The organism is Rouxiella silvae (assembly GCF_002093625.1).
In the GTDB taxonomy this organism is placed as follows: domain Bacteria; phylum Pseudomonadota; class Gammaproteobacteria; order Enterobacterales; family Enterobacteriaceae; genus Rouxiella; species Rouxiella silvae.
This window is the reverse complement of the sequence record NZ_MRWD01000009.1, coordinates 39,565-62,372: the sequence shown is the minus strand read 5'-3', so window position 1 is coordinate 62,372 and position 22,808 is coordinate 39,565. Positions and strand designations below refer to the sequence as shown.

Sequence of the window (22,808 nt, the reverse complement as noted above, 5' to 3'; positions counted from 1 at the left end):
AGGATAACCATGTTGGACATCTCACAATTAGGTCAAATCAATCCGCCTAACCGCCTGCTGATGGGGCCGGGACCGATTAACGCCGATCCCCGCGTGCTGCGAGCAATGTCGAGCCAGCTGATCGGCCAGTACGATCCGGCGATGACCGGTTACATGAATGAAGTGATGCAGCTGTATCGCGCGCTCTACAAAACAGAAAATCAGTGGACCTTCCTAATTGATGGTACTTCGCGCGCCGGTATTGAAGCCGTGTTGCTCTCGGGCATTCGCCCCGGCGACAAAGTCTTGGTGCCGGTGTTTGGCCGTTTTGGTCATCTGCTGTGTGAAATTGCCCGCCGCTGCCGCGCCGAAGTTCATACTATTGAAGCGCCGTGGGGCGAGGTGTTTGATCCGCAGCAGATTGAAGATGCGATTAAATCGGTGAAACCGCGCTGGCTGCTTACCGTTCAGGGCGACACCTCGACCACTATGCTACAGCCGCTGGAACAGCTGGGTGAAATCTGCCGTCGTCACGGCGTGCTTTTCTACAGTGATGCCACCGCCTCTTTTGCCGGTAATCCACTGGAGACCGATGCCTGGGGACTGGATGCGGTTTCCGCCGGTTTGCAAAAATGCCTCGGCGGCCCGTCCGGCAGTTCACCGGTGACCATCAGCCCAAAATTTGAAGAACAAATTCGCCGTCGCAAATGCATTGAAGAAGGGATCCGCACAGCGGATCACGCCGACGGTGACGAAGAGATGATCTACTCCAACTATTTCGATCTCGGCATGATCATGGACTATTGGGGGCCGGAGCGTTTGAATCACCACACTGAGGCGACCAGCATGCTGTTTGCCGCGCGCGAATGCGCTCGCGTCATTCTCGAAGAGGGGCTGGATAACACCATCGCACGCCATAAACTGCACGGCGGCGCACTGCTGGCCGGTATTCAGGGTATGGGGCTGGAAGTGTTTGGTGACGTGAATCATCGAATGAATAACGTGTTGGGCGTAGTCATTCCGCAGGGTGTGCACGGCGAACAGGTTCGTTCAACAATGTTAAACGATTTTGGCATTGAGATTGGCACCTCCTTTGGTCCGCTGAGCGGTAAAATTTGGCGCATCGGCACCATGGGTTATAACGCGCGTAAAGACTGTGTGATGCAAACGCTGGTCGCGCTTGAAGCTGTACTTAATCGCCAGGGTTTTGCCTCGAAATACGGTGCCGGTTCGCAGGCCGCGTGGGATCACTACTCCCTTTCGACCGATGGCGTGGCAGGAGGCCAGTAATAATGATTGCAGCCGTGCCCTTGAGTACAGAGGCTGAGCAGGCAGCGCGTAGAGTCATGGCGCGCTGCGACAGACTCGCCGAGCTGAGTGAAACGCCGGGGCAGTTGACCCGCGTTTATCTCTCTGCACAGCATATTCAGGCCAACCGTTTGGTGGGGGAATGGATGGCGGCGGCGGGTATGACCACCTGGCAAGACAGTGTGGGCAATATTTGCGGACGCTATGAGGGCCTCAATCCGCAGGCCCCCGCACTGTTACTCGGTTCGCATCTCGACAGCGTGCGCAACGCCGGTCGTTATGACGGCCCCCTCGGCGTGCTGACCGCCATTGAGGTGGTGACCCATTTACACGAGCAAGGTATTCGCCTGCCGATGGCGGTGGAGATTATCGGCTTTGCCGATGAAGAAGGCACCCGTTTCGGCATCACGCTGCTGGGCAGTCGTGGTTTGACCGGTACCTGGCCTCAAGAGTGGCTACAGCGCACCGATGCGCAGGGCATTACGGTAGCTGATGCCATGCTGAGCCTCGGCCTGAATCCTATCGATATTTTATCTTCCCAACGTAATATCACTGATTTCTGTGCCTACCTCGAACTGCACATCGAGCAGGGTCCTTGCCTGCAGGCTGCCGAGTTGCCGCTGGGCGTGGTGACGGCGATTAACGGCGCACGTCGGCTGAATTGTCGCTTTGTCGGCCATGCCGGTCACGCGGGAACCGTACCTATGGGGCATAGACAAGACGGGCTTGCCGCCGCCGCCGAGTGGATGGTTGCTATAGAAACGATGACCACCGAACGCGGAAACAATCTGGTCGCCACCGTGGGGCGTATTGAAAGCTTTCCTGGCGCGGTTAATGTGATCCCTGGTGAGGTAAAACTGACGCTCGACGTAAGGGGGCCTGAAGATGGGGTGCTAGAAATCCTGATGGGCAACCTGCTCGACAAGGCCAGTGAGATAGCCACTCGCCGAGGCCTGACCTTTGATGCCGAGCAGTTTTATGGCATTAAAGCCACCGCCTGTGACCCACAGCTGCAGAAGCGTTTGGCGCAAAGTGTTGAAGCCCTTCAGGGGGAGTCAATGCTTTTGCCCAGTGGAGCAGGGCACGATGCGATTGCCATTGCCGAATGCTGGCCGGTCGGTATGCTGTTTGTACGCTGTAAAGACGGCATCAGCCATCATCCTGATGAGTCCGTTACCGTTGAGGACGTTGCCTTTGCAACGCAGGCATATATCGACACGGTATTAGGCTTTAATCAGTCATAGATGAGTTTAAAATTCAGCAACTAATCAGTAAACAATCAGTAAATAATCAGTAAATAATCAGGAAGGGGGCGGGCATGACGTTAGAGGAATTTAATTCGCTTTCAGCCGCCGAGGCGCGAGAAGTATTAACACCGTGTGTGAGTATCGCGCAGTGGGTTAATGAGGTGAGTGCAGCGCGTCCATTTAGCACTGTGGAACAGGCAGTAGAATACGCAACGCGGGCCAGCGCCGATTGGCAGAATGAGGCCATCACATTCGCACTGTCTCAGCATCCGCGTATTGGTGAACGCGTACAGGGTGACAGCAAAGAAGCTGCCCTGTCGCGTGCCGAACAGGCCACGCTTGGGCTTGGCGAGCTGCAAACCGCACAGGCTCTACTGCAAGGCAACCAACTGTATGAACAACGTTTTAATCGGGTGTTTCTGATCCGTGCCAAAGGCCGAACGCCGGCCGAAATTCTCTCTCATCTGCATCGCCGACTGCAAAATAGCGACTCGCAGGAGCGAGAGGAAACTGCCGAACAGTTACAGCAAATTACCCTGCTGCGTTTTAAGGAGTTATTTCACTGATGACTAAAATCACCACCCATATTCTGGATACATCTCTCGGCAAACCGGCGGCACAGGTGCGTGTGTGGTTAGAGAAAATAGATGGCCAGCAAGGGATCCGCATCAATGAGGCGCACACCGACGATGATGGCCGTGCAACCGCATTGACGCCAGACGGCGTCGCGCCGGGTAATTACCGCCTTTATGCCGATGTGGGCCACTACTTTGCCGCGACCGGGCGCGAAACGCTGTACAACCTGGCCATTATCGACGTGATTATTTCAGCCTCACAGGCGCATTATCATTTACCGATCCTGCTTAGCCCTTATTCCTACTCAACTTATCGCGGGAGTTAACCGACGATTGCGTCGAGGTTTTCACCGGCTGAACACCGTGTTCAGCCCATTAAAAAGCACGGATGCTTTAAGCGCACACTCTTTGTCAGTGCATCGTGACTGACGTCGCGCACCCTGTTGCTTTGACGAACCTGTTGTAAAAACGCCATTAGCAGCGGGTGAGGACGCTCGCGGCGCGATTGAAGCTCTGGATTAGCCTGCACGCCGACAAAGAACGGATGATCTTTCAATTCTATAGACTCCGCCGAAAGCCCCGTTTCATCCGTGCCTGTTACCTCTAAACCGGCGGATGAAAGTTTGTCGAGCAACTGTGGGCTGAGTCGCCAACGTTGGTTATAGCGCAGCGGTGCCTCTCTTCCCATCATCTGCGCCATTTTACTGCCAGACTGGAATACCACTTTGTGATTGCCCAGCCTTACGGGGTCATTCTCAAGTGGCAAACTTGACTGTAACGCACTGAGTGTTGACGGTCCCGGCATTGCAATCGCGTCATCGCCGAGCGTTTTCTGCCCCAGCGCGGCCACCATCATATGCATGCCGCTGTTGATGCCCAGCACCGGCGTTTGGTTTTCGAGTGCCCATTTGGCCACCGAAAGCTGGCAGCTATTACTGGCATTGGCGTGCTCCGAGCCATGCGCAGCAAGGCCAGGCAGGATAAGACCGTCAAGGTCTAAAAGGGTGCTGTCAAGCTGACTGCCGACCAAATTTGGAGTGATGTAAATTATCTCGATGTTCAATGCCAGTGCATCAGCGGCGTCTCCCAGTGCAGCCAGCATGGCGGGATAGCTGTCGCGATGTTCATTAAAATCGCCCAGCAGCCCAATGCGCAGATGTTTTCCTGCCCGCATAACCGGCTGGGTAACGGCGCCGAGCACCCAACGACCAAAGCGGTCGCGGGTCCAGCCGTTGCTGCGAACTTTGCCGCTCTCACAATCTTCTAGCTGATATCTGTCCTGATTTTTCACTACCTGTAGGGATTCGATTTCGATCCCGTTTTCTAAGACAGTTTTCAACAAACTCTGGTAACAAGGCGAAGAAAGTGGCTGGTTTAGTGGCACAACGATATCTTCTTTAACTGCCCGATTTATCAGAGATTCCAGTTCAAGTTCTGCACCTGCTCCACGCCCGGTCAAACGCTCTAGCCAAAGCAGCCCGCTGGTAATTTGCAGACCCAGTGGCGAAATATATTGGCGTGAATTGATATAGCGTTTGTTGTCGAAGCTGACCGGTAAATGACACAGTGGCAACGCGCGCAGTTCAGCAAGTATCGCGGCCAGCGCACCATAAAATGCAGGTTCAGGCGTGGAGTGTGCAATAAACGTGATAGTCATCAGTTAGCCTCTGTCAGATGTTTTAGCAGAGGAAATTGAATGCAAGAATTACACCAGCTGTGGACGGAAGGTGATGAGTTTACATTAATTGACCTTATTGAAAGAGAGCCAGCCCGCAGGCAGGCTCTCCTAATAGGGAAATTTTATTCGTGACGCAGGAAACTGTCGGCATCGCGCCATGCCGGGAAGGACTCGCGATAATCCTGTAAGGCCTCTAGCGAAAGCTCGGCTTCAATAATCATTGATGCGCCAGGTTCAGCGCGCGCGAGCTCTTCACCAAGGGCATTAATGATCAGGCTGTCACCGCTGTAGTGATGGCCGTTATCGTCATCACCCACGCGGTTGCAACCGGCCACGTAGGCCTGATTTTCGATGGCGCGTGCGGTCAGCAGTGCCTGCCAGTGATGCGTGCGGCGGGCTGGCCAGTTAGCAACGTAAAGAGCGAGATCATAATCTTGACCATTGCGAGACCACACAGGGAAACGCAGGTCATAGCAAACCTGTGGCAGAATGCGCCAGCCGCGCCATTCAACCACTTCTCGACGTTTACCGGCGATGTAATAGTTATGCTCACCGGCCATGCGGAACAGATGACGCTTGTCGTAGAAATGTACTTTGCCCTGAGGCTCAACCAGCAGGAAACGGTTGACTGCGCCTTTCGACGTAGAGAGCGCTACGCTGCCGCCAATCATGGCGTTCAACTTTTGTGCCCACTGATGCAGCCACTCAATAACCCGTGATTCAGGCAGGGCGCGCTCGGGTGCCTGCATGGCAAAGCCGGTGGTAAACATCTCGGGCAGAATAATCAAATCTCGACCGACAAGTGGGCCGAGCAGCGAATCAAAGTGGCTCAGATTCGCTTCGCCGTCCAGCCAAACCAGTGGCTGTTGTAACAACGACAGTTTTAAAGTTGACACAGGCGCTCCGCAGCAGCATCCAGCGTGGCTTCTTTCTTGGCGAAGCACAGGCGGATCAGTTTGTGTGGGAAAGGTTCGGCGCAGAATACCGACAGCGGTATTGCCGCGACACCCACATGTTCAACCAACCATTGGCAGAATGCAACGTCATCTAAATCAGAGACTTCACTGTAGTCTACGAGCAGGAAATATGTCCCTTCGCTTGGCAATACTTTCAGCCGGCTTTTCTCCAGCCCCTGAGCCAGACGGTCGCGCTTGGCGCGGTAAAATTCTGGCAGCTCAAGCCAGTGTTCCGGCTGTTCGCGCAGCATGTCGGCCAAGGCCAGTTGAACCGGCGTGGTGATAGCAAAGGTCAAAAACTGGTGAATTTTACGCAGTTCCAGGCTGATAGCTGCCGGTGCCACACAGTACCCCACGCGCCAGCCGGTCATGTGGAAGGTTTTACCAAAAGAGGACACGGTGATGGCGCGTTGGCGTAGCTGTGGATGGCGCAATACGCTGGCGTGTCCCTGTTTGGCGAAACAGATATGCTCGTAGACTTCATCACTTATTACGAAAATATTACGATCGGCGATAATTTGCCACAGACGGTCAACGTCCTGATTGTTCCAGGCCGTCGCCGTCGGGTTGTGTGGCGTATTGATGATAACCACTTTAGTACGGTCAGTGATTTGATCGGCAAAGTGCGCCCAGTCAACCTTGAATTCTGGTGGCTGCAACTGAATACGCTTACTCACACCGCCTGCCAGCTGCACCGCCGGTGCGTAACAGTCGTAGCTCGGGTCGAAACTGATGACTTCATCGCCCTCACTGACCAGAGCAGTAATGGCGATGTACAGCGCTTCGGTGGCCCCTGAGGTGACAGTAATATCCGTCTCAGCATCAGGCCTGTAACCATAGCCCAGCTCGGTTTTATCGGCGATAGCGTTACGAAGAGCCGCAGTGCCTGTCATCGGCGCATACTGATTCGACCCCTCTGCCACGTGCACGCTCAGGCGCTGACGCAGGTACTCTGGTCCGTCAAAATCTGGGAAGCCCTGCGACAAATTTATTGCATTGTGCTTTTGCGCCAGCGCACTCATTTGCGAGAAAATATTGGTTCCTAGTGCGGGCAGTTTGCTCTGTGGAATAAGTGCTGCTGTGCTCATTGCTTTTCTTGCTCCAGACACGGTTTAAGCGATAAAAAATGTATCTCTGTTTTGCTCATCGAAAGCTGATTGCTCGATACCTGAGATTGTCGATATCTATTGGTTGATACTACCGCACGATGTTAATATTTGGCAATCAAGACGCTTAGATGTTTAAACGGCTAAATATCCTAATCATCTAATTTATAGCGGAACATAATAAACAATAATAAAGTGGAGGCCGCTTCCTCTTAAATACCCGGCCTTCTCAGGAATAATGATGACCGAAAATAACCCTCTACATGCTCTGCTTGCCGCCTGTCACTGGATTGGTGAGAAGGGATGGTGTCCGGCCACCGGCGGCAATATGTCCGTGCGTGAAGGCAGCGAATACTGCCTGATTACCGAGTCTGGTAAAGACAAAGGGCAACTGACAGAAAATGATTTTCTGCGAGTTGAGATTGCCACCAATCATGTACCAAGTGGAAGAACGCCTTCTGCCGAAACGGGTCTGCATACTCTGATGTATAACCTTTATCCGCAGGTTGGCGCCGTGCTGCACACCCATTCGGTGAACTCTACCGTGCTGTCCAGGATTGAGCGCAGCGCAGGTCTGGTGCTGCAAGGTTATGAAATGCAGAAGTCACTGGCCGGTCAGCGCAGCCACCTGGATAAGGTCATTATTCCTATTTTCGATAACAGTCAGGATATTCCGGCGCTGGCAGCAGAGATTGCCCAATGGGCGCAGTCACATCCGCTACACTATGGTTTTCTGATCCGTGGACACGGCCTGACCTGTTGGGGCAAAAATGTCGCCGAGGCTCGTCGTCATCTCGAAGGACTCGAGTTTTTATTCCAGTGTGAACTGCAACTTCGCCTGTTGGAGGCAAAATGATCCGCGCCATTGTTACCGATATTGAAGGAACAACCACTGACATCCGTTTTGTACATCAGGTACTTTTCCCTTACGCGCGTGCGCGACTTGCTGATTTTATTACTCGACATGCAGAAGACCTCGAGGTGCTACAGGCGCTGGACGCGCTGCGTGAAGAAATTAACGAACCGCAGGCCGAAATCGTCGATCTTGTCGATCAACTCTATGTTTATATGGATAAAGACGAAAAATCCCCCGCGCTGAAAACGCTGCAAGGGATCATCTGGCGAACCGGTTATACCGACGGTGACTTTCGCGGACATCTTTATCCGGACGTAGCGCCGCAGCTGGCGCAGTGGCAGACTCAGGGCATTAAACTGTACGTTTACTCCTCCGGCTCGGTGGATGCGCAAAAGCTGTTGTTTGGCTACAGCGAGGAAGGTAATCTTTTGCCGCTGTTTACCGACTATTTCGACACCCGCGTCGGTGCCAAACGAGAAGTGGCTTCATACCAAAATATAGCCGAACAACTCATGCTGCCGGCCTCTGACTTGCTGTTTTTGTCTGACATCCGCCAAGAGCTTGACGCTGCGCGTGAGGCGGGCTGGAATACCTGCCAGCTGGTACGCGACGAAGCCGACGAGTTGAGCGATCACCCGCAGGTTAACCGATTTGATCAGGTCGAGATTGACCTTACCCACTGACCAGGAGTTTGCAATGAGTGCACTGACTATCTTCAGCGACAGCAATCCTTCAGCACCTATTTGGGAAAGCCGCGACGGTAATGAAATTGCCGCTGAGTTACGCAAGATTGATGTTCGTTTCGAACGCTGGCAGGCCGATCGCGAGCTGGGTAACGATCCTCAGCCAGAGCAGGTTATCGAGGCTTATCAGCATGAAATCAACAAGCTGGTGGCTGAAAAAGGGTATCAGAGCTGGGATGTGATAAGCATGCGTCCCGATAATGCGCAGCGTGAAGTGCTGCGTACCAAGTTTCTCTCTGAGCACACTCACGGCGAAGACGAAGTTCGTTTCTTTGTTGACGGTGCCGGACTATTTTGTTTGCATCTCGAAGGCAAGATTTTCCAGATCCTGTGCGAGAAAAACGATCTGATCTCTGTACCTGCTAATACCCGCCACTGGTTTGACATGGGCGGTTCGCCTTCATTTACGGCGATCCGTCTGTTTGATAATCAGGAGGGATGGGTGGCCCACTTCACCGGTGATGCGATCGCCGATGCGTATCCGAGATTAGGCGAATAATTGAAAAATCCCTCCCCCACTTTTTTCAGTGAGGGAGGGCAAGGATGGAGGTAATGCCATCTCGGGACTCAAGGCCTTCACTCTTTACTAGCTTTACCGCGCTGCTCTAAAAATTCCGTCTCTAACCTGTTCGGGTGTCACCACGCCCGAATCCAATACCCATCCGCTGACAAGTTCGGCTGGCGTGACGTCAAACGCCGGATTGTAGACCTCTGCATCGACCGGTGCCCACTGCACATCACCAAAGCTGCCTGACACGCCGGTGACTTCTTTTGCTGCGCGCTGTTCGATAGGAATAGCCTCGCCGTTCGGACAGTGTGGATCATGAGTGGTGTGCGGAGCGGCAACGTAAAAAGGAATGCCGTGATATTTAGCCAACACCGCCAGGCTATAGGTGCCTATTTTATTGGCAACGTCGCCGTTGGCCGCAATGCGGTCTGCTCCGACCCAAATGGCATCGACCTGTTTTTTTGCCATCAGGCTCGCCGCCATCGAATCACATATCAGCCGGTAGGGGATTTTTAACTCACCCAACTCCCACGCCGTCAGTCTTCCGCCCTGTAAGAGTGGGCGCGTTTCATCCACCCAAACCTGTGACACTTTGCCCTGCTGGTGCGCGCGATGAATGACGCCGAGCGCAGTACCGACGCCCGCCGTGGCTAAACCACCGGTGTTGCAGTGGGTCAAAAGACGACTGCCCGCCGTCACCAATTCGGCGCCGTGGGTGGCAATACGGTCACAAAGTTCGCGGTCTTCGCCGACCAGTCCTTCAGCTTCCTGAACCATGGCCGGAATGTGGAAACGTTGTTCCAGCGCGATTTTCATGCGGTCAAGATTGTTCATCAAGTTTACCGCCGTGGGGCGTGAGGCGCGGAGAGTGGCCAGTGCTTGATGCAGCTCAGCTACCGGCATGCCTTCTTCCGCCAGCTGGGCCAACAACAGGCTGGCGGATAAACCAATCAGCGGTGCTCCGCGAACGCGCAACGCGTGGATATGGCCGACCAAGTCATCAACGGTTCGGCAAAGATGCCATTCAGCACGCTGTGGTAAGGCCTGTTGGTCCAAGATCCACAGCTGACTTTTGCGGATGCGTAAACTGGTTGTTGTGAGTGTCTGCATTGTAAGTCAAATCCCTGTTGCACGGTTGCATCTGATTGCTTATTCTGCCAACATAAGTTTCGGATGTATAGACGTCTAAATGCTTTTATGGCTATTCGCTCAGGGTGGCGCTGAATTCAGAAGATTACGAGAGGTTAGGATGTCACGTTATTACACATTTAGCTCTGCGGACGCGGTAGAATATGCCCGCCAGTTTGGTGGTGTTGAAGACCCGCAATCTCTGGTCACTGCCGACGAAATTGGCGACGGTAACCTGAATCTGGTGTTCAAAATTCGCGATACCAACGGCGTCAGTAGGGTGATTGTGAAGCAGGCGTTGCCGTATGTGCGCTGCGTGGGAGAGTCTTGGCCGCTCACTATTGACCGAGCTCGCATCGAAGCTGAAACCCTGATTGTTCATGGCCAATATTGCCCACAGCACACGGTTAAAATTATTCATCACGATCCTGAGTTGGCGGTGATGGTTCAGGAAGACCTCTCCGATCATCTGATTTGGCGCGGTGAGCTGGTGCAGGGTAAACACTATCCTCAGGCCGCTAGCCAGTTGGGGGAATATCTGGCGCAAACTCTGTTCCATACTTCAGATTTTTATCAGGATGCTCAGCATAAAAAATCAGAAGTTGGCCGCTTCATTAACCCTGAGCTTTGTCTGATTACTGAGGATTTGTTCTTTACCGATCCTTATATTGAACACGAACGCAATCGCTACGATGCTGCTTTGCAGCCGACGGTTGATGCACTGCGTGCCGATATCCCATTGCGGATAGCGGTGGCGGCCCTCAAGCAGCGTTTTCTCAGTAATGCCGAAGCGCTACTTCACGGCGACGTTCACAGTGGATCAATCTTTGTGGCCGAAGGCAGCCTGAAAGTCATAGACGCAGAATTTGGTTTTTATGGCCCGATTGGTTTTGATCCCGGTTCTGCGATGGGTAACCTGCTGCTAAATTATTGCGGTTTGCCAGGTCTGGTTGCCACGCGTGAAGCGGCAGACGGCAGGGAACAGCGGCTCCAGGACCTGCGCGACCTGTGGTTAAGCTTCTCGGAACGCTTCCTACAGTTGGCGCGTGATGAAACGCAGGACGTGGCGTTTAAAGTACCGGGATATGCCGAATATTTCCTGAAACAGGTATGGCACGATGCGGTGGGTTACTGCGGCTCGGAGCTTATTCGTCGCACTGTCGGTTTCTCTAATATTGCTGACCTTAAAAATATCATTGATGACGACATGCGGCATGAATGCCAGCGTCACGCTGTCAGCCTTGGCCAGTGGTTGATCATTACTGCGCCACAGATTGACGACATTGACGCACTGATTGCCCGAATTCGCCAGAACGGCTGATTACAATCTCGCGGCCTTTCGATAAACACAGTAAAAAACGCCGCGAATTTTATCAGGCTGCAAAATTCGTCAAATAAGTCATCAGAAAGAAGGGGCGATTGTTCCCCAGACTTGTATAATGCCCGGCTACGAGGTGCCAGCGGGTAACCCCCTGTGCAATCCCTCGGTTACCAACCACCCACACGGGAATACAGAATTATGATGAATAACGACGTCTTGCGCAGCGTACGCTACATGCTCGACTTGAGCGAAGGCAGGCTGATTGAGATTTTGGCATCCACCGGAATTACCATTAGTCCGCCGGTGATGTCGCGTTATCTGAAAAAAGAAGACGAAGCGGACTACATGATTTGCCCTGATGAAGTCATGGCAAACTTCCTTAATGGTCTGATTTTCTTCAAACGCGGTAGGGACGATCGTTTCCCGGCACCAGAAGTTGAAAAGCGCGTCACCAATAACGTGATGTTAAAAAAACTGCGCGTGGCTTTTGAGCTGAAAACTGAAGATTTGCAGGGCATTCTGGCAGCGGCTGATTTTAAGGTTTCTGAAGGCGAGCTGAGTGCTTTCTTCCGTAAAGAAGGCCACAAGAACTACCGTCCGTGCGGCGATCAGGTTCTGCGCTACTTCCTGAAGGGGCTGACCATGCGCGTACGCCCGAAAAAAGGCTGATTATTCTCTGAATGTTTTGAGCATATCACCTTGTTACGCCAACAAAAAAACCGCCTGATGGCGGTTTTTTTGTGCTGGTCAAGTAAGCGGCCTTTCCAGCGGGATGATACTTAACTATTTTCTTGTATAGCAAGCACGTTCCAGTAAAGGCAGTTTGTTCTTAATAATATCGACTGTCAAGCGAACCCTAAGTCAAATGGGTGTAGGATGCCTGCGGGCCTTTTCGCCGCCTTAAGCAAGTGGGCATCGGATTTTGAAAAGGATATCCAACGGCCGTAAATGCAAGCACGTTCCAGTGCTTGTTTCACGGTGGTATCTCCGGTGGTATTCCCGTGAAGCGGTCTGAGCAAGGACCGCGCAATGAAACGATACCTCGGTATTGTTCTTATTGTATTGGCTGTCGTGTTGAGTGCCGGGAAGGGGAGTTGGAATATTTCTAATAACTCTCTCAAAGTGATCATCACTACCACCAACAAGTAAGCTAAATAGCCACCCAATTGGGTGGCTATTTTTTTATGCCGCTTCAGTATGTCGAGTGGCGGGTTTTTCGGTTGCTGTTTTTTGCTGCGCGAGCTGGTCAGGTTCAAATTCGTCAACGTTGATTGAACGCAGGCGACTCTCTTCGGCTCTGGCCAGAATGCGGGCATCGTCGGCGCTTAAGTGTCCGGCGTCCATTCCCATCTGTGCCAGCTTGTCCAGGCGGGTAAACGACAGTTTTTTACCCATCGCCTCACACAGTCTTTTGTGCACCGGCTCGGCGGCAATAATGTCGGCCAATGCCTCCTCAAGTTGACCTACCGGATTATGCTCGCTTGGCGTCAGATACTGACCACGCGCAATGCGGCTTCGTGTGGCAGATGGTACCTGAAGAATGCGAGCCAATTGGTGGTCAAGCTGGTCGGAAGGGGCGCGATGCACGCGGCCAATCGGGAAAATCACCATCGTCAACAGCCCAGCAATAAAGCCGTTGGGGAAGTTGCGCAGTAGGTCGGTAATCGCCGTTTCGGCCTGATTAAGACAGTCCTGTACGCCCCAATGAACCAGCGGCAGATCAGCTTCATTACGTCCTTCCTCGTCATAGCGTTTCAGCGTTGCGGTGGCGAGATAAAGCTGGCTGAGAATATCACCCAAGCGTGCCGAAATTCGCTCACGGCGTTTAAGGCTGCCGCCCAGCACACCCATCGATACGTCAGACAACAATGCCAGGTTGGCACTCAGGCGGTTGATATGCTGATAGTAGCGGCGCGTTACGTCATTCACCGGCGCACGGCTGGTACGTCCGTGCGTCAGGCCGAGCCACAGACTGCGCACTTTATTGGTGCCAACGTGGCCGAGGTGACCAAACAGCGCACGGTCAAAGGCGTGCAAGTCTTTCGCCTCCGCAGCGGCCATTTCTTTCAATACATAAGGGTGACAGCGAATCGCCCCCTGACCGAAAATAATCATGCTGCGGGTCAAAATATTTGCCCCCTCAACGGTAATCGCGATCGGTGCACCCTGATAGGAACGGGCAACAAAGTTGCTTTTCCCCAGCATAATGCCTTTACCCCCGGTAATATCCATCGCATCCATTACGGCGCGCTGGCCGCGATGGGTACAGTGATATTTCACGATAGCTGAAAGCACCGCCGGTTTTTCACCGAGCATAATTCCGTTGGTTATCAGCGTAGCCGCCGCGTCCATCACATAAGCGTTACCGGCAATGCGCGCCAGCGGCTCTTCAATCCCTTCCATTTTACCGATCGGCAGTTTGAACTGACGGCGAATGTAGGCATAAGCACCCGTCGCCACCGCCAACGATTTCAGGCTGCCGGTGGCGTTGGAAGGCAGGGTAATACCGCGGCCCACCGACAAACATTCAACCAGCATGCGCCACCCTTGGCCGGCCATTTTAGGTCCGCCAATGATGTAGTCGATAGGCACGAAAATATCGTTGCCGCGGGTAGGTCCATTCTGGAACGGAATATTAAGCGGGAAATGGCGATGGCCAATTTCAACACCCTGAGTGTCGGTCGGGATCAGCGCACAGGTGATCCCGAGCTCTTCTACATCGCCCAGCAGGTGGTCTGGATCTTTTAACTTGAAGGCCAAACCCAGCACCGTAGCGATAGGAGCCAGAGTAATGTAGCGTTTATTCCAGGTCAGCTTCATACCCAGAACCTGTTTACCCTGCCAGTCACCCATGCACACCACGCCAACGTCGGGAATGGCACCGGCATCTGAACCCGCTTCCGGGCTAGTGAGTGCAAAGCAAGGGATTTCAAGTCCTTTGGCCAGGCGCGGCAAGTAGTGATCTTTCTGCTCATCTGTGCCGTAGTGCTGTAGCAGTTCGCCCGGGCCGAGGGAGTTTGGCACGCCGACAGTGATGGCTAAAATACCTGACACACCGGCCAGTTTTTGCAGCACTCGCGCCTGAGCATAGGCCGAGAATTCGAGGCCGCCGTACTCTTTTTTGATAATCATCGCAAAGAAACGGTGCTCTTTCAGGTAAGCCCACAGCTCCGGCGGCAGGTCGGCCAGTTCATGAGTTATCTGGAAGTCATCGGCCATGCGGCAGGCTTCTTCAACCGGCCCGTCGATAAAGCGCTGCTCTTCTTCGGTCAGCGTTTGCTGAGGATAATCTTGCAGCTTTTTCCAGTCCGGGGTACCGCTGAACAAATCGCCTTCCCACCAGGTGGTACCGGCTTCAATCGCCTCTTTTTCAGTGCGCGACATGCTGGGCATCACTTTGCGGAAGGTACGCAGTGCCGGGCCGGAAAACAGCGAGCGGCGCAGAGGAAGGAGATTGAGCGGCAGCAAAACGATGGCCATAGGCAGCAGCACCCACAGCGTCCACAGGCCAATTACGGCCATTGCCGCGGTATAAACCAGCAAAACAACGCTGCTCGGCAGCAGGCTGACGCGGTGATAAAACAGCACACCAATAAGAACCAGTAGGATAACAACGCTAAGAACTATCATAGTAAAACTCCTGAGTTGTAGGAGGTCTGACCTGTTGGGTTGATACTATGGTTTTAGTCCAAGCTAAAGGCTTTATCAACGCGTTTACATCTTAATTACAACTCACGTCACAAACTCGCAGCATGAAGTCGGAAAAGCGTAAACTATCGTCGTGAAGATGGCGGGAAGTCTTCTCGCTTTTTCGGCTTTCCGCTACACTGCACAGCAAAACAATTCTACGCGCGGTTAATCCGCTGCAAGAGAAACGCTAAGAGGCTGCCATGTACCTGGATATTATCCGCACTGAACTTAACGAAGCTGCTGAAGTACTGAATAAATTCATCAGTGACGAAAACAATATTGCGTCTATTCAACGTGCCGCAAAACTGATTGCCGACTCGTTCAAAGCGGGTGGCAAAGTATTGTCATGCGGTAATGGCGGTTCCCACTGCGACGCCATGCACTTCGCCGAAGAGCTGACGGGCCGCTACCGCGACAACCGTCCAGGCTACCCGGCCATCGCCATTTCAGACGTTAGTCACATCTCCTGCGTCAGCAACGATTTTGGCTACGAGTACATTTTCTCTCGCTATTTAGAAGCCGTTGGCCAGAAAGGTGACGTACTGCTGGGTATTTCAACCTCAGGTAACTCCGGCAACGTTATTAAGGCGCTGGAAACTGCCAAGGCCAAGGGGATGAAAGTCATTACCTTGACCGGTAAAGACGGCGGTAAAATGGCATCGCTGGGTGCAGACGTTGAAATTCGCGTGCCACATTTTGGTTATGCTGATCGAGTGCAAGAAATTCACATCAAAATCATCCACATCCTGATATTGTTAATAGAAAAAGAGATGGCTGAATAACGACTATCGTTGTTGCCTATGTAGATTAAGGAGATTGGCAATGTGCGAACTGCTCGGGATGAGTGCAAATGTGCCTACGGACATTTGCTTCAGTTTTACCGGGTTGGTGCAACGTGGGGGGCTGACAGGCCCGCATAAAGATGGCTGGGGCATTACCTTTTATGAAGGTAATGGCTGCCGCACCTTTAAAGATCCCCAGCCCAGCTTTAATTCGCCCATTGCCCGTCTGGTGCAGGAATACCCAATTAAATCCCTTGCCGTTATCTCGCATATTCGCCAGGCGAACAGGGGGGAGGTGGCGCTGGAAAATACCCATCCCTTTACCCGCGAACTGTGGGGCCGTAACTGGACCTATGCGCACAACGGGCAACTGCGCGGCTATCGTCAGCTTGATACCGGTACGCTGCGCCCCATCGGACAAACTGACAGTGAATACGCCTTCTGCTGGCTGCTGCACAAGCTGACCGAACGTTATCCGCGCACGCCGCGCAGTTGGCCTTCTGTGTTTCGCTATATTGCGTCATTGGCCGGCGAGCTTCGTAAGAAAGGGGTGTTTAATATGCTGCTGTCAGATGGGCATTTTGTAATGGCCTACTGCTCGACCAATCTTTACTGGATAACGCGTCGCGCGCCGTTTGGGAAAGCGACCTTGTTGGATAGGGACGTGGAGATTGATTTTCAGCAGCAAACGACGCCTGACGATGTCGTGACGGTCATTGCGACCCAGCCGCTGACGGGCAATGAAACCTGGAACAAAATTGCTCCAGGCGAGTTTGCATTATTTCACTGTGGCGAACGCCAGCTGTGAAGCCGGTGGTGTCAGAGTCTGTGTCTGATTAACGACATAACCGCCGTTGACCACTGAAACGCTCGGCGGCTGGTGGTACTTCTGGAAGTACGCATAGCCAGGCTGAAGCTGACGCCAGAAATTAATGTAGTAAGAGTTTCTGTTTAACTGCATGTTGGCATCAGTCATTCGGAAAGGATAGATGCTGATTTCAACGTTACGTTGGCCGTTGTTAAAGGCTGCCTGAACATAATTAAAAATCACGTTCATATAGGCATCGGTCATGGCGTAGCAACCAATAGATAAACAGTTACCGTGGATCATCAGGTATTTACCTGAATATCCCTGCGCGCGATCGTAATCATTTGGGAAACCAATATTAATGGCGCGATAAAACTTGCTGTCAGGCTTCAAATGATGAATATCGATGTTATAAAAACCTTCTGGGCTTTTAAAATCGCCTTCACGACGTTTGTTGCCTAACCCACCCGAGAAGTCGCAAATACGATAAGCGCCGACCAACTGGAATTTATCTTCAACTTTGGCATAGAGTTCGAGAGTGCGCTCTTGCTTAAATATCTGAATATAAACAGGGGAACCTAATAATTGCTGTTGAACACCCGTTTCTACAGGAGCCTGTTCGCTGGCGACAGCGGTGCTCACGCTAAAAAAGGGAAAACTAAAAAGCATCGCAAGCAGCAGCGCGATTCTGACCATTCTTAATCCTGCTTTATTTACAACTCTATTATTTTTTATCCGCTGACTTAGCGTCGCGGACCGCCACTGATATTCAATATCTTGAACGCAGCCATATTAATACTGATTAAATTTTTATCAATGGTTTGAAATGTAATTTATTTCGCGATTGAGATAAAAAAAGCCTTTATTTGCAGGTTTTTACAAAAGTCCCGCCAATTAAGCCAAATTTTAGATCAACTGCGCGTAATGACAGTGCTTGAGATTTAGAAACTCAACTGTATACTTATACAGTTATTGAGGAAGTGAAAGGGGGGGATTATGCGCAAGATCATACACGTCGATATGGACTGCTTTTACGCAGCCGTAGAAATGCGCGACGATCCGTCCCTGCGCGATATCCCGTTGGCGATTGGCGGCAGCAAAGACCGGCGGGGTGTAATAAGCACCGCCAACTATCCGGCGCGACGTTACGGCGTACACAGCGCCATGTCCACCGCCATGGCCTTAAAGCTCTGCCCACACCTTAAAGTTATTCCCGGCAGGGGCGAGGCCTATAAAGAAGCATCGCTGCATATTCGCGAAATTTTTGCCCGCTACACCGCGCTGATCGAACCTCTTTCTTTGGATGAAGCCTACCTCGACGTGACCCACAGTACGCACTGCAGTGGATCGGCGACGTTAATGGCCAGTGAAATCCGCCAGGCTATTTCCAACGAGCTTAACCTCACGGCGTCGGCCGGTATTGCGCCTATCAAGTTTCTTGCCAAAATTGCCTCGGACCTTAATAAACCTAACGGCCAGTTTGTCATAACCCCTGATAAGGTGGATGAATTCCTGCTTAATTTGCCGTTGGCCAAGATACCCGGCGTAGGAAAAGTTACCGCTCGTAAGCTGGAAGAAAACGGTTTAATCACCTGCGGTGACGTGCAGCGCTATGATTTGTCGCTGTTGCTGAAAAGATTCGGAAAATTTGGACGAGTCTTGTGGGAACGCTGTCAAGGGATTGATGAACGCGAAATTTCATCTGAACGGTTGCGCAAATCAGTGGGCGTTGAGCGCACGCTGGCAGAAGATATTCACGATTGGGAAAGCTGTGTTGAGCTGATTGACCGCCTATATCCCGAGCTTGAAACCCGACTAACGCGCGTCAGCCCCGACTTGCGCATTGCCCGGCAGGGCGTGAAACTCAAGTTTCATGATTTTCAGCAAACTACCCAAGAGCACGTTTGGCCGGTATTAAATAAGGCTGATTTACTAAAAGTCGCGCAAGAAGCGTGGGAAATGCGTCGCGGAGGGCGAGGGGTAAGGCTGGTTGGGTTGCACGTGACTTTGCAGGATCCACAGATAGAACGGCAGCTGTTGCTGCCGTGGGAATAATATCCGCATCTTTCAAACGATAGAGGCGTTGGCTGCCTTCTCTCCCCCCAGTCACTGACTTGTGTAAGCTCTTGGGGCGTCGCTCAGTTGCCGCCTTCCTGTCGTTCGAAATCCACAGGATATTTACTGTCCGCATCTTTCAAACGACAGAGGCGTTGGCTGCCTTCTCTCCCCCCAGTCACTGACTTGTGTAAGCTCTTGGGGCGTCGCTCAGTTGCCGCCTTCCTGTCGTTCGAAATCCACAGGATATTTACTGTCCGCATCTTTCAAACGACAGAGGCGTTGGCTGCCTTCTCTCCCCCCAGTCACTAACTTATGTAAGCTCTTGGGGCGTCGCTCAGTTGCCGCCTTCCTGTCGTTTGAAATCCACAGGATATTGACTGGGTATTAACCGCGTTCTGGAATAGCTTTCAGCAACGCAGTCAGCAGTTGCCAGTAAAGGTCGACGCTGCCGATGTGTACCTGCTCATCCGGGGAGTGAGGTCCGGTGATGGTCGGTCCGATTGAGACCATATCCATGTCAGGATAAGGCTTCTTAAACAAACCACATTCCAGACCCGCGTGGATCACCATAATGTTTGGCGTTTTGTTAAACAGACTTTCGTAAATCTCGCGGACCTGCGCCATTACCGGTGACGTTGGCTCAGGTTTCCAGCCAGGGTACCCGCCTTTAGGTGTCGTTTTAGCGCCCGCCAGCTGGCCCACAGAGCTCAGCATGCTAACCACATAGTCTTTACCGCTGTCGATCAGGGAGCGGATCAGGCAGATGATTTCAGCCTCGCCTTCGGTCATGGTCACAACGCCTACGTTTAGCGAGGTTTCAACCACGCCTTTTACGTCGTCGCTCATGCGAATAACGCCGTTTGGCGTTGCATTTAGCAGGCCCAGAAAACGGCTCTGGCTGTCTTTGTTCAACGCTTTGGCATCGCTGTTCAGCGCTTCGATCACCAGCTTGATGTTTTTCTCAACGGCGGCCAGTTCGAACTGAACGGTAGCCTGGAAAGCATCCGCGGCGGCCTTAAATGCCTCAACTTTATCAGCAGGTACAGCCAACTGAGCAACGGCTTCACGTGGAATCGCGTTGCGCAAGGTTCCGCCGGTCAAGTCCAGCAGGCGAACGTCCAGCGTTTGTGCATGTTCGCACAGGAAGCGCGCCAGCAGTTTATTAGCATTGCCCAAGCCTAAATGAATTTCAGCGCCAGAGTGACCGCCTTTCAGGCCTTTCAGCGTCAGTTTTAGCGTGGTGAAGCCCACCGGAACTGCTTCGCGCTGGAGCGGCAGAGTGGTAATAAAGTCGACCCCCCCTGCGCAGCCCATGTAAATTTCGCCCTCGGTTTCCGAGTCGGTGTTAATCAGGATTTCTGCCTGTAGCCAGTTAGGCTGCAGACCAAATGCGCCATCCATACCGGCTTCTTCTGTCATGGTCAGCAGCACTTCCAGCGGGCCGTGCTCAACGCTTTTATCCGCCAGTACCGCCAGCGCAGACGCCATGCCGATACCGTTATCGGAACCTAACGTGGTGCCACGGGCTTTCACCCAGCCGTTATCAACGTAAGGCAAAATAGGGTCTTTAAGGAAGTCATGCACCGTGTCGTTGTTTTTTTGCGGAACCATGTCCAGATGGGCCTGCAGCACGACAGGTTTACGGTTTTCCATTCCGGCAGTCGCGGGTTTGCGAAGCAAAATGTTGCCAACCTGATCGCGTTCGGCGTGCAGGCCTTGCTCGGCGGCCCAGTCTAGAACGTGTTTAGCCAATTCTTCTTCATGATAAGAAGGGTGCGGAATTGAACAGATTTTGGCAAAAATATCCCACAGAGGTTGTGGTGAAAGCTGAGACAGTTCAGACACTGTAAGTCTCCCGGTTTGTAGGTCGAAAAGAGTTGACGAGATGGCGGACAGAATATCACTTTCTCCCGCACTGTGCGCGTCAGGCAAAGGGGATAATCCGCTAATTTTGGCCTTTCCGTGCGGGATAAGCGCTGGTTTTTAACCGCAGGACTCACTATAATCTCGCGCAACAATTTTTCCCTGAATAATTTTGTTAAAAGCCGTTAATCTTACAGGCTGGGATATCCCTTTTTTGAGAGTTAAAAAATGAGCGAAAAGTACGTTGTAACTTGGGACATGCTGCAAATTCACGCCCGCACACTGGCAAAACGCCTGCTGCCGGTAGAACAATGGACCGGCATTATTGCCGTTAGCCGCGGTGGACTGGTCCCAGCAGCGTTGCTGGCTCGCGAGTTAAATATCCGTCACGTTGATACCGTTTGCATCTCCAGCTATGACCACGACAATCAGCGTGAAATGAAAATCGTTAAACGCGCTGAAGGTGACGGCGAAGGCTTTATCGTCATTGATGATCTGGTAGACACTGGCGGAACCGCACAGGCAATCCGCGAAATGTACCCAAAAGCACACTTCGTCACCGTGTTTGCCAAACCAGCCGGTCGTCCGCTGGTTGATGATTACGTAATTGATATTCCTCAGGATACCTGGATTGAGCAGCCTTGGGATATGGGCGTAGTCTTCGTCCCGCCTATCGCGGGCAAATAAATCCTCGTCACCCTTTGAACCGCAGATGCGTTGGCCGCCCTGATAACTGACCTGAGTCAGCGCCTGGGGATGTGCTTGGTTGCCGCTTTCCTGCAACTCAAAGGCTTTAGAGGATCGTTTCTCAACAGTTGATATTTAAACGCTCGCTTATGCGGGCGTTTTTGATTTATGTTCTGATCTGACCTCCGCAGACTTTGTTATAATCCTTCACTGGAGAGGGTGCTCCCGCGCCTTCTTACCTGCCAAAAGAGGATGTTAACTGTTATGGCACCCACTAATCTTTCTGTAAAACTGTTTAAACCTCGATTTAAATATCCTGAGACCTCCACGCTGGTTCCACGTGCCGATCGTCACTCTTCTCCGCCGATTCATTCCGCGCTTGAAGGCGATTCAGCACCCTGCTGGTACCGCACTCTGAATCGTCTGATGTGGCTGTGGCGCGGTATTGACCCTTTGGAGGTAGAAGAAGTGTTGTCGCGCATTGCCGTTTCAACCGCCGAACGCACCGATGACCAACTGTTGGATACCGTCGTCGGTTATCGCAACGGTAATTGGATCTATGAGTGGTCGAATCAGGCGATGAGTTGGCAGCAGAAAGCGCAGGATGAGCAGGACCCAGAAAAGGCCAGCGAATATTGGCTGCGGGCGGCTAATTTTTACAGCGTTGCCGGATATCCACACATAAAAGGCGATGCTTTGGCAGAGCAGGCCGAGGTTCTGGCGAATAAAGCCTTCGAAAAATCCACCGAAGGTTCATCCTATAAGCTAAAAGAGTTTTCACTGCCGGTGGAAGGCAGCAAGCCGATTGTCGGATTTGTGCACCTGCCAAACAGCGGCACTGCACCTTTACCCGCGGTGTTGGTTTGCGGTGGCCTGGATTCTTTGCAAAGCGATTATCATCGCCTGTTCCGCAGCTATCTGGCTCCGCTGGGTATCGCCATGATAACTATCGACATGCCGTCGGTCGGGTTTTCATCGCACACCAAGCTAACGCAAGATACCAGCGTGCTGCATCAGCAGGTGCTACAGCAGCTTGATAAAATTCCCTGGGTCAACAGCACGCGCGTCGCCGTTTTAGGCACCCGTTTTGGCGGCAATGTTGCGGTACGCTTGGGCTATCTTGAGCCACGCAGAATCAAGGCGGTTGCCTGCCTGGGGCCGATTGTTCATCAAATGCTGACCGATGCGAATTGCCAGAAACGCGTGCCTGATATGTATATGGACGTGCTGGCGAGCCGGATTGGCATGCCTTACGCCAGCGACGCGGCGTTGAAGGTTGAGCTTAATCGGTATTCTCTGAAAACGCAGGGCCTGCTGGGCAGAAGAACGCCGGTGCCGATGCTCTCATGCTATTGGGAGAATGACCCCTTTAGTCCAAAGGAAGAATCCAGACTTATTGCGGCCTCCAGCGCAGATGGCAAAACTATCGCCATCCCCTCGCAGCCGCTATATGGCAGTTTTGACAAGGCACTTAAAGATATTTGTCAGTGGTTAAAATTAAAACTGTCATAACGA

General features: G+C 52.4%; 21 protein-coding genes. 14 read left to right on the top strand and 7 right to left on the bottom strand.

Going from position 1 to position 22,808, the window contains the following annotated elements; translation table 11 throughout:
* The first annotated feature begins 9 nt into the window (after positions 1–9).
* The 4 genes from BS639_RS05440 (at position 10) to uraH (ending at position 3,435) form a co-directional block, all read left to right on the top strand.
* Positions 10–1,269 (top strand): pyridoxal-phosphate-dependent aminotransferase family protein, encoded by a 1,260-nt coding sequence (locus tag BS639_RS05440; RefSeq protein ID WP_084982439.1) that lies wholly within the window; start codon positions 10–12, stop codon positions 1,267–1,269.
* Between the two features lie 2 nt (positions 1,270–1,271).
* A complete protein-coding gene (gene hpxK / locus BS639_RS05435; protein ID WP_055781183.1) occupies positions 1,272–2,531 on the top strand; it encodes an allantoate amidohydrolase in 1,260 nt (419 codons plus the stop codon).
* Between the two features lie 74 nt (positions 2,532–2,605).
* On the top strand, positions 2,606–3,100 hold the full coding sequence (gene uraD / locus BS639_RS05430; RefSeq protein ID WP_084982438.1) for a 2-oxo-4-hydroxy-4-carboxy-5-ureidoimidazoline decarboxylase: 495 nt from the start codon (positions 2,606–2,608) through the stop codon (positions 3,098–3,100).
* Complete coding sequence (uraH, locus tag BS639_RS05425; protein ID WP_055781192.1) at positions 3,100–3,435, top strand: hydroxyisourate hydrolase; 336 nt, start codon at positions 3,100–3,102, stop codon at positions 3,433–3,435. Before uraD ends, uraH begins: the two co-directional genes overlap by 1 nt.
* A 41-nt stretch (positions 3,436–3,476) precedes the next feature.
* Here uraH and BS639_RS05420 read toward each other — a convergent pair whose 3' ends face one another.
* From BS639_RS05420 to BS639_RS05410, 3 genes are all read right to left on the bottom strand, one after another.
* The gene (locus BS639_RS05420) at positions 3,477–4,766 is read right to left on the bottom strand and encodes a glutamine amidotransferase-related protein (protein ID WP_084982437.1); all 1,290 of its coding nucleotides are present in this window, start codon (positions 4,764–4,766) and stop codon (positions 3,477–3,479) included.
* A 143-nt stretch (positions 4,767–4,909) separates the two neighbouring features.
* Positions 4,910–5,683, bottom strand: coding sequence for an amidohydrolase (locus BS639_RS05415; protein WP_084982436.1), 774 nt, complete (start codon positions 5,681–5,683; stop codon positions 4,910–4,912).
* Positions 5,671–6,831, bottom strand: a complete 1,161-nt coding sequence (locus BS639_RS05410) for a pyridoxal phosphate-dependent aminotransferase (RefSeq protein WP_084982435.1) — start codon at positions 6,829–6,831, stop codon at positions 5,671–5,673. The genes BS639_RS05415 and BS639_RS05410 overlap by 13 nt, the downstream gene beginning before the upstream one ends.
* Positions 6,832–7,090: 259 nt before the next feature.
* On the opposite strand from BS639_RS05410, the gene BS639_RS05405 reads away from it, so the two are divergent.
* From BS639_RS05405 to BS639_RS05395, 3 genes are read left to right on the top strand one after another with little or no spacing between them, the layout of a single operon-like run.
* Positions 7,091–7,705, top strand: a complete 615-nt coding sequence (locus BS639_RS05405; RefSeq protein ID WP_084982434.1) for a methylthioribulose 1-phosphate dehydratase — start codon at positions 7,091–7,093, stop codon at positions 7,703–7,705.
* Positions 7,702–8,388 carry an acireductone synthase gene (gene mtnC / locus BS639_RS05400; RefSeq protein ID WP_055781210.1) on the top strand — a complete coding sequence of 229 codons (687 nt, stop codon included), beginning with the start codon at positions 7,702–7,704 and terminating at the stop codon, positions 8,386–8,388. The genes BS639_RS05405 and mtnC overlap by 4 nt, the downstream gene beginning before the upstream one ends.
* 13 nt (positions 8,389–8,401) lie before the next feature.
* A complete protein-coding gene (locus tag BS639_RS05395; protein WP_055781214.1) occupies positions 8,402–8,947 on the top strand; it encodes a 1,2-dihydroxy-3-keto-5-methylthiopentene dioxygenase in 546 nt (181 codons plus the stop codon).
* Positions 8,948–9,040: 93 nt separating this feature from the next.
* On the opposite strand, the gene mtnA is transcribed toward BS639_RS05395, so the two are convergent.
* Complete coding sequence (mtnA, locus tag BS639_RS05390) at positions 9,041–10,066, bottom strand: S-methyl-5-thioribose-1-phosphate isomerase (RefSeq protein WP_084982433.1); 1,026 nt, start codon at positions 10,064–10,066, stop codon at positions 9,041–9,043.
* Between the two features lie 139 nt (positions 10,067–10,205).
* On the opposite strand from mtnA, the gene mtnK reads away from it, so the two are divergent.
* A complete protein-coding gene (gene mtnK, locus BS639_RS05385) occupies positions 10,206–11,405 on the top strand; it encodes an S-methyl-5-thioribose kinase (protein ID WP_084982432.1) in 1,200 nt (399 codons plus the stop codon).
* A 198-nt stretch (positions 11,406–11,603) separates the two neighbouring features.
* The gene (locus BS639_RS05380; protein ID WP_055781224.1) at positions 11,604–12,074 is read left to right on the top strand and encodes a YehS family protein; all 471 of its coding nucleotides are present in this window, start codon (positions 11,604–11,606) and stop codon (positions 12,072–12,074) included.
* Positions 12,075–12,587: 513 nt separating this feature from the next.
* Here the strand turns inward: BS639_RS05380 and fadE are convergent.
* A complete protein-coding gene (fadE, locus tag BS639_RS05375) occupies positions 12,588–15,035 on the bottom strand; it encodes an acyl-CoA dehydrogenase FadE (RefSeq protein ID WP_084982431.1) in 2,448 nt (815 codons plus the stop codon).
* A gap of 260 nt (positions 15,036–15,295) precedes the next feature.
* Between fadE and lpcA the strand changes: the two genes are divergently transcribed.
* Both lpcA and BS639_RS05365 read left to right on the top strand, forming a co-directional pair.
* Positions 15,296–15,877, top strand: coding sequence for a D-sedoheptulose 7-phosphate isomerase (lpcA, locus tag BS639_RS05370; RefSeq protein ID WP_055781231.1), 582 nt, complete (start codon positions 15,296–15,298; stop codon positions 15,875–15,877).
* Between the two features lie 40 nt (positions 15,878–15,917).
* Positions 15,918–16,685: a class II glutamine amidotransferase gene (locus tag BS639_RS05365; protein WP_055781234.1), complete on the top strand. Its 768-nt coding sequence runs from the start codon at positions 15,918–15,920 to the stop codon at positions 16,683–16,685.
* Here the strand turns inward: BS639_RS05365 and dpaA are convergent.
* Positions 16,656–17,381 (bottom strand): peptidoglycan meso-diaminopimelic acid protein amidase, encoded by a 726-nt coding sequence (dpaA, locus tag BS639_RS05360; RefSeq protein WP_055781238.1) that lies wholly within the window; start codon positions 17,379–17,381, stop codon positions 16,656–16,658. The genes BS639_RS05365 and dpaA overlap by 30 nt on opposite strands.
* Positions 17,382–17,681: 300 nt before the next feature.
* On the opposite strand from dpaA, the gene dinB reads away from it, so the two are divergent.
* Entirely contained in the window at positions 17,682–18,740 is a 1,059-nt protein-coding gene (dinB, locus tag BS639_RS05355; RefSeq protein ID WP_084982430.1) for a DNA polymerase IV, read from the top strand.
* A 387-nt stretch (positions 18,741–19,127) separates the two neighbouring features.
* On the opposite strand, the gene pepD is transcribed toward dinB, so the two are convergent.
* Positions 19,128–20,588, bottom strand: a complete 1,461-nt coding sequence (pepD, locus tag BS639_RS05350) for a beta-Ala-His dipeptidase (RefSeq protein WP_084982429.1) — start codon at positions 20,586–20,588, stop codon at positions 19,128–19,130.
* A gap of 246 nt (positions 20,589–20,834) precedes the next feature.
* Here pepD and gpt point away from each other — a divergent pair, with 246 nt between their 5' ends.
* Positions 20,835–21,293 (top strand): xanthine phosphoribosyltransferase, encoded by a 459-nt coding sequence (gene gpt, locus BS639_RS05345; RefSeq protein WP_055781250.1) that lies wholly within the window; start codon positions 20,835–20,837, stop codon positions 21,291–21,293.
* Between the two features lie 264 nt (positions 21,294–21,557).
* Positions 21,558–22,805, top strand: coding sequence for an esterase FrsA (gene frsA / locus BS639_RS05340; RefSeq protein ID WP_084982428.1), 1,248 nt, complete (start codon positions 21,558–21,560; stop codon positions 22,803–22,805).
* Positions 22,806–22,808: the final 3 nt, after the last annotated feature.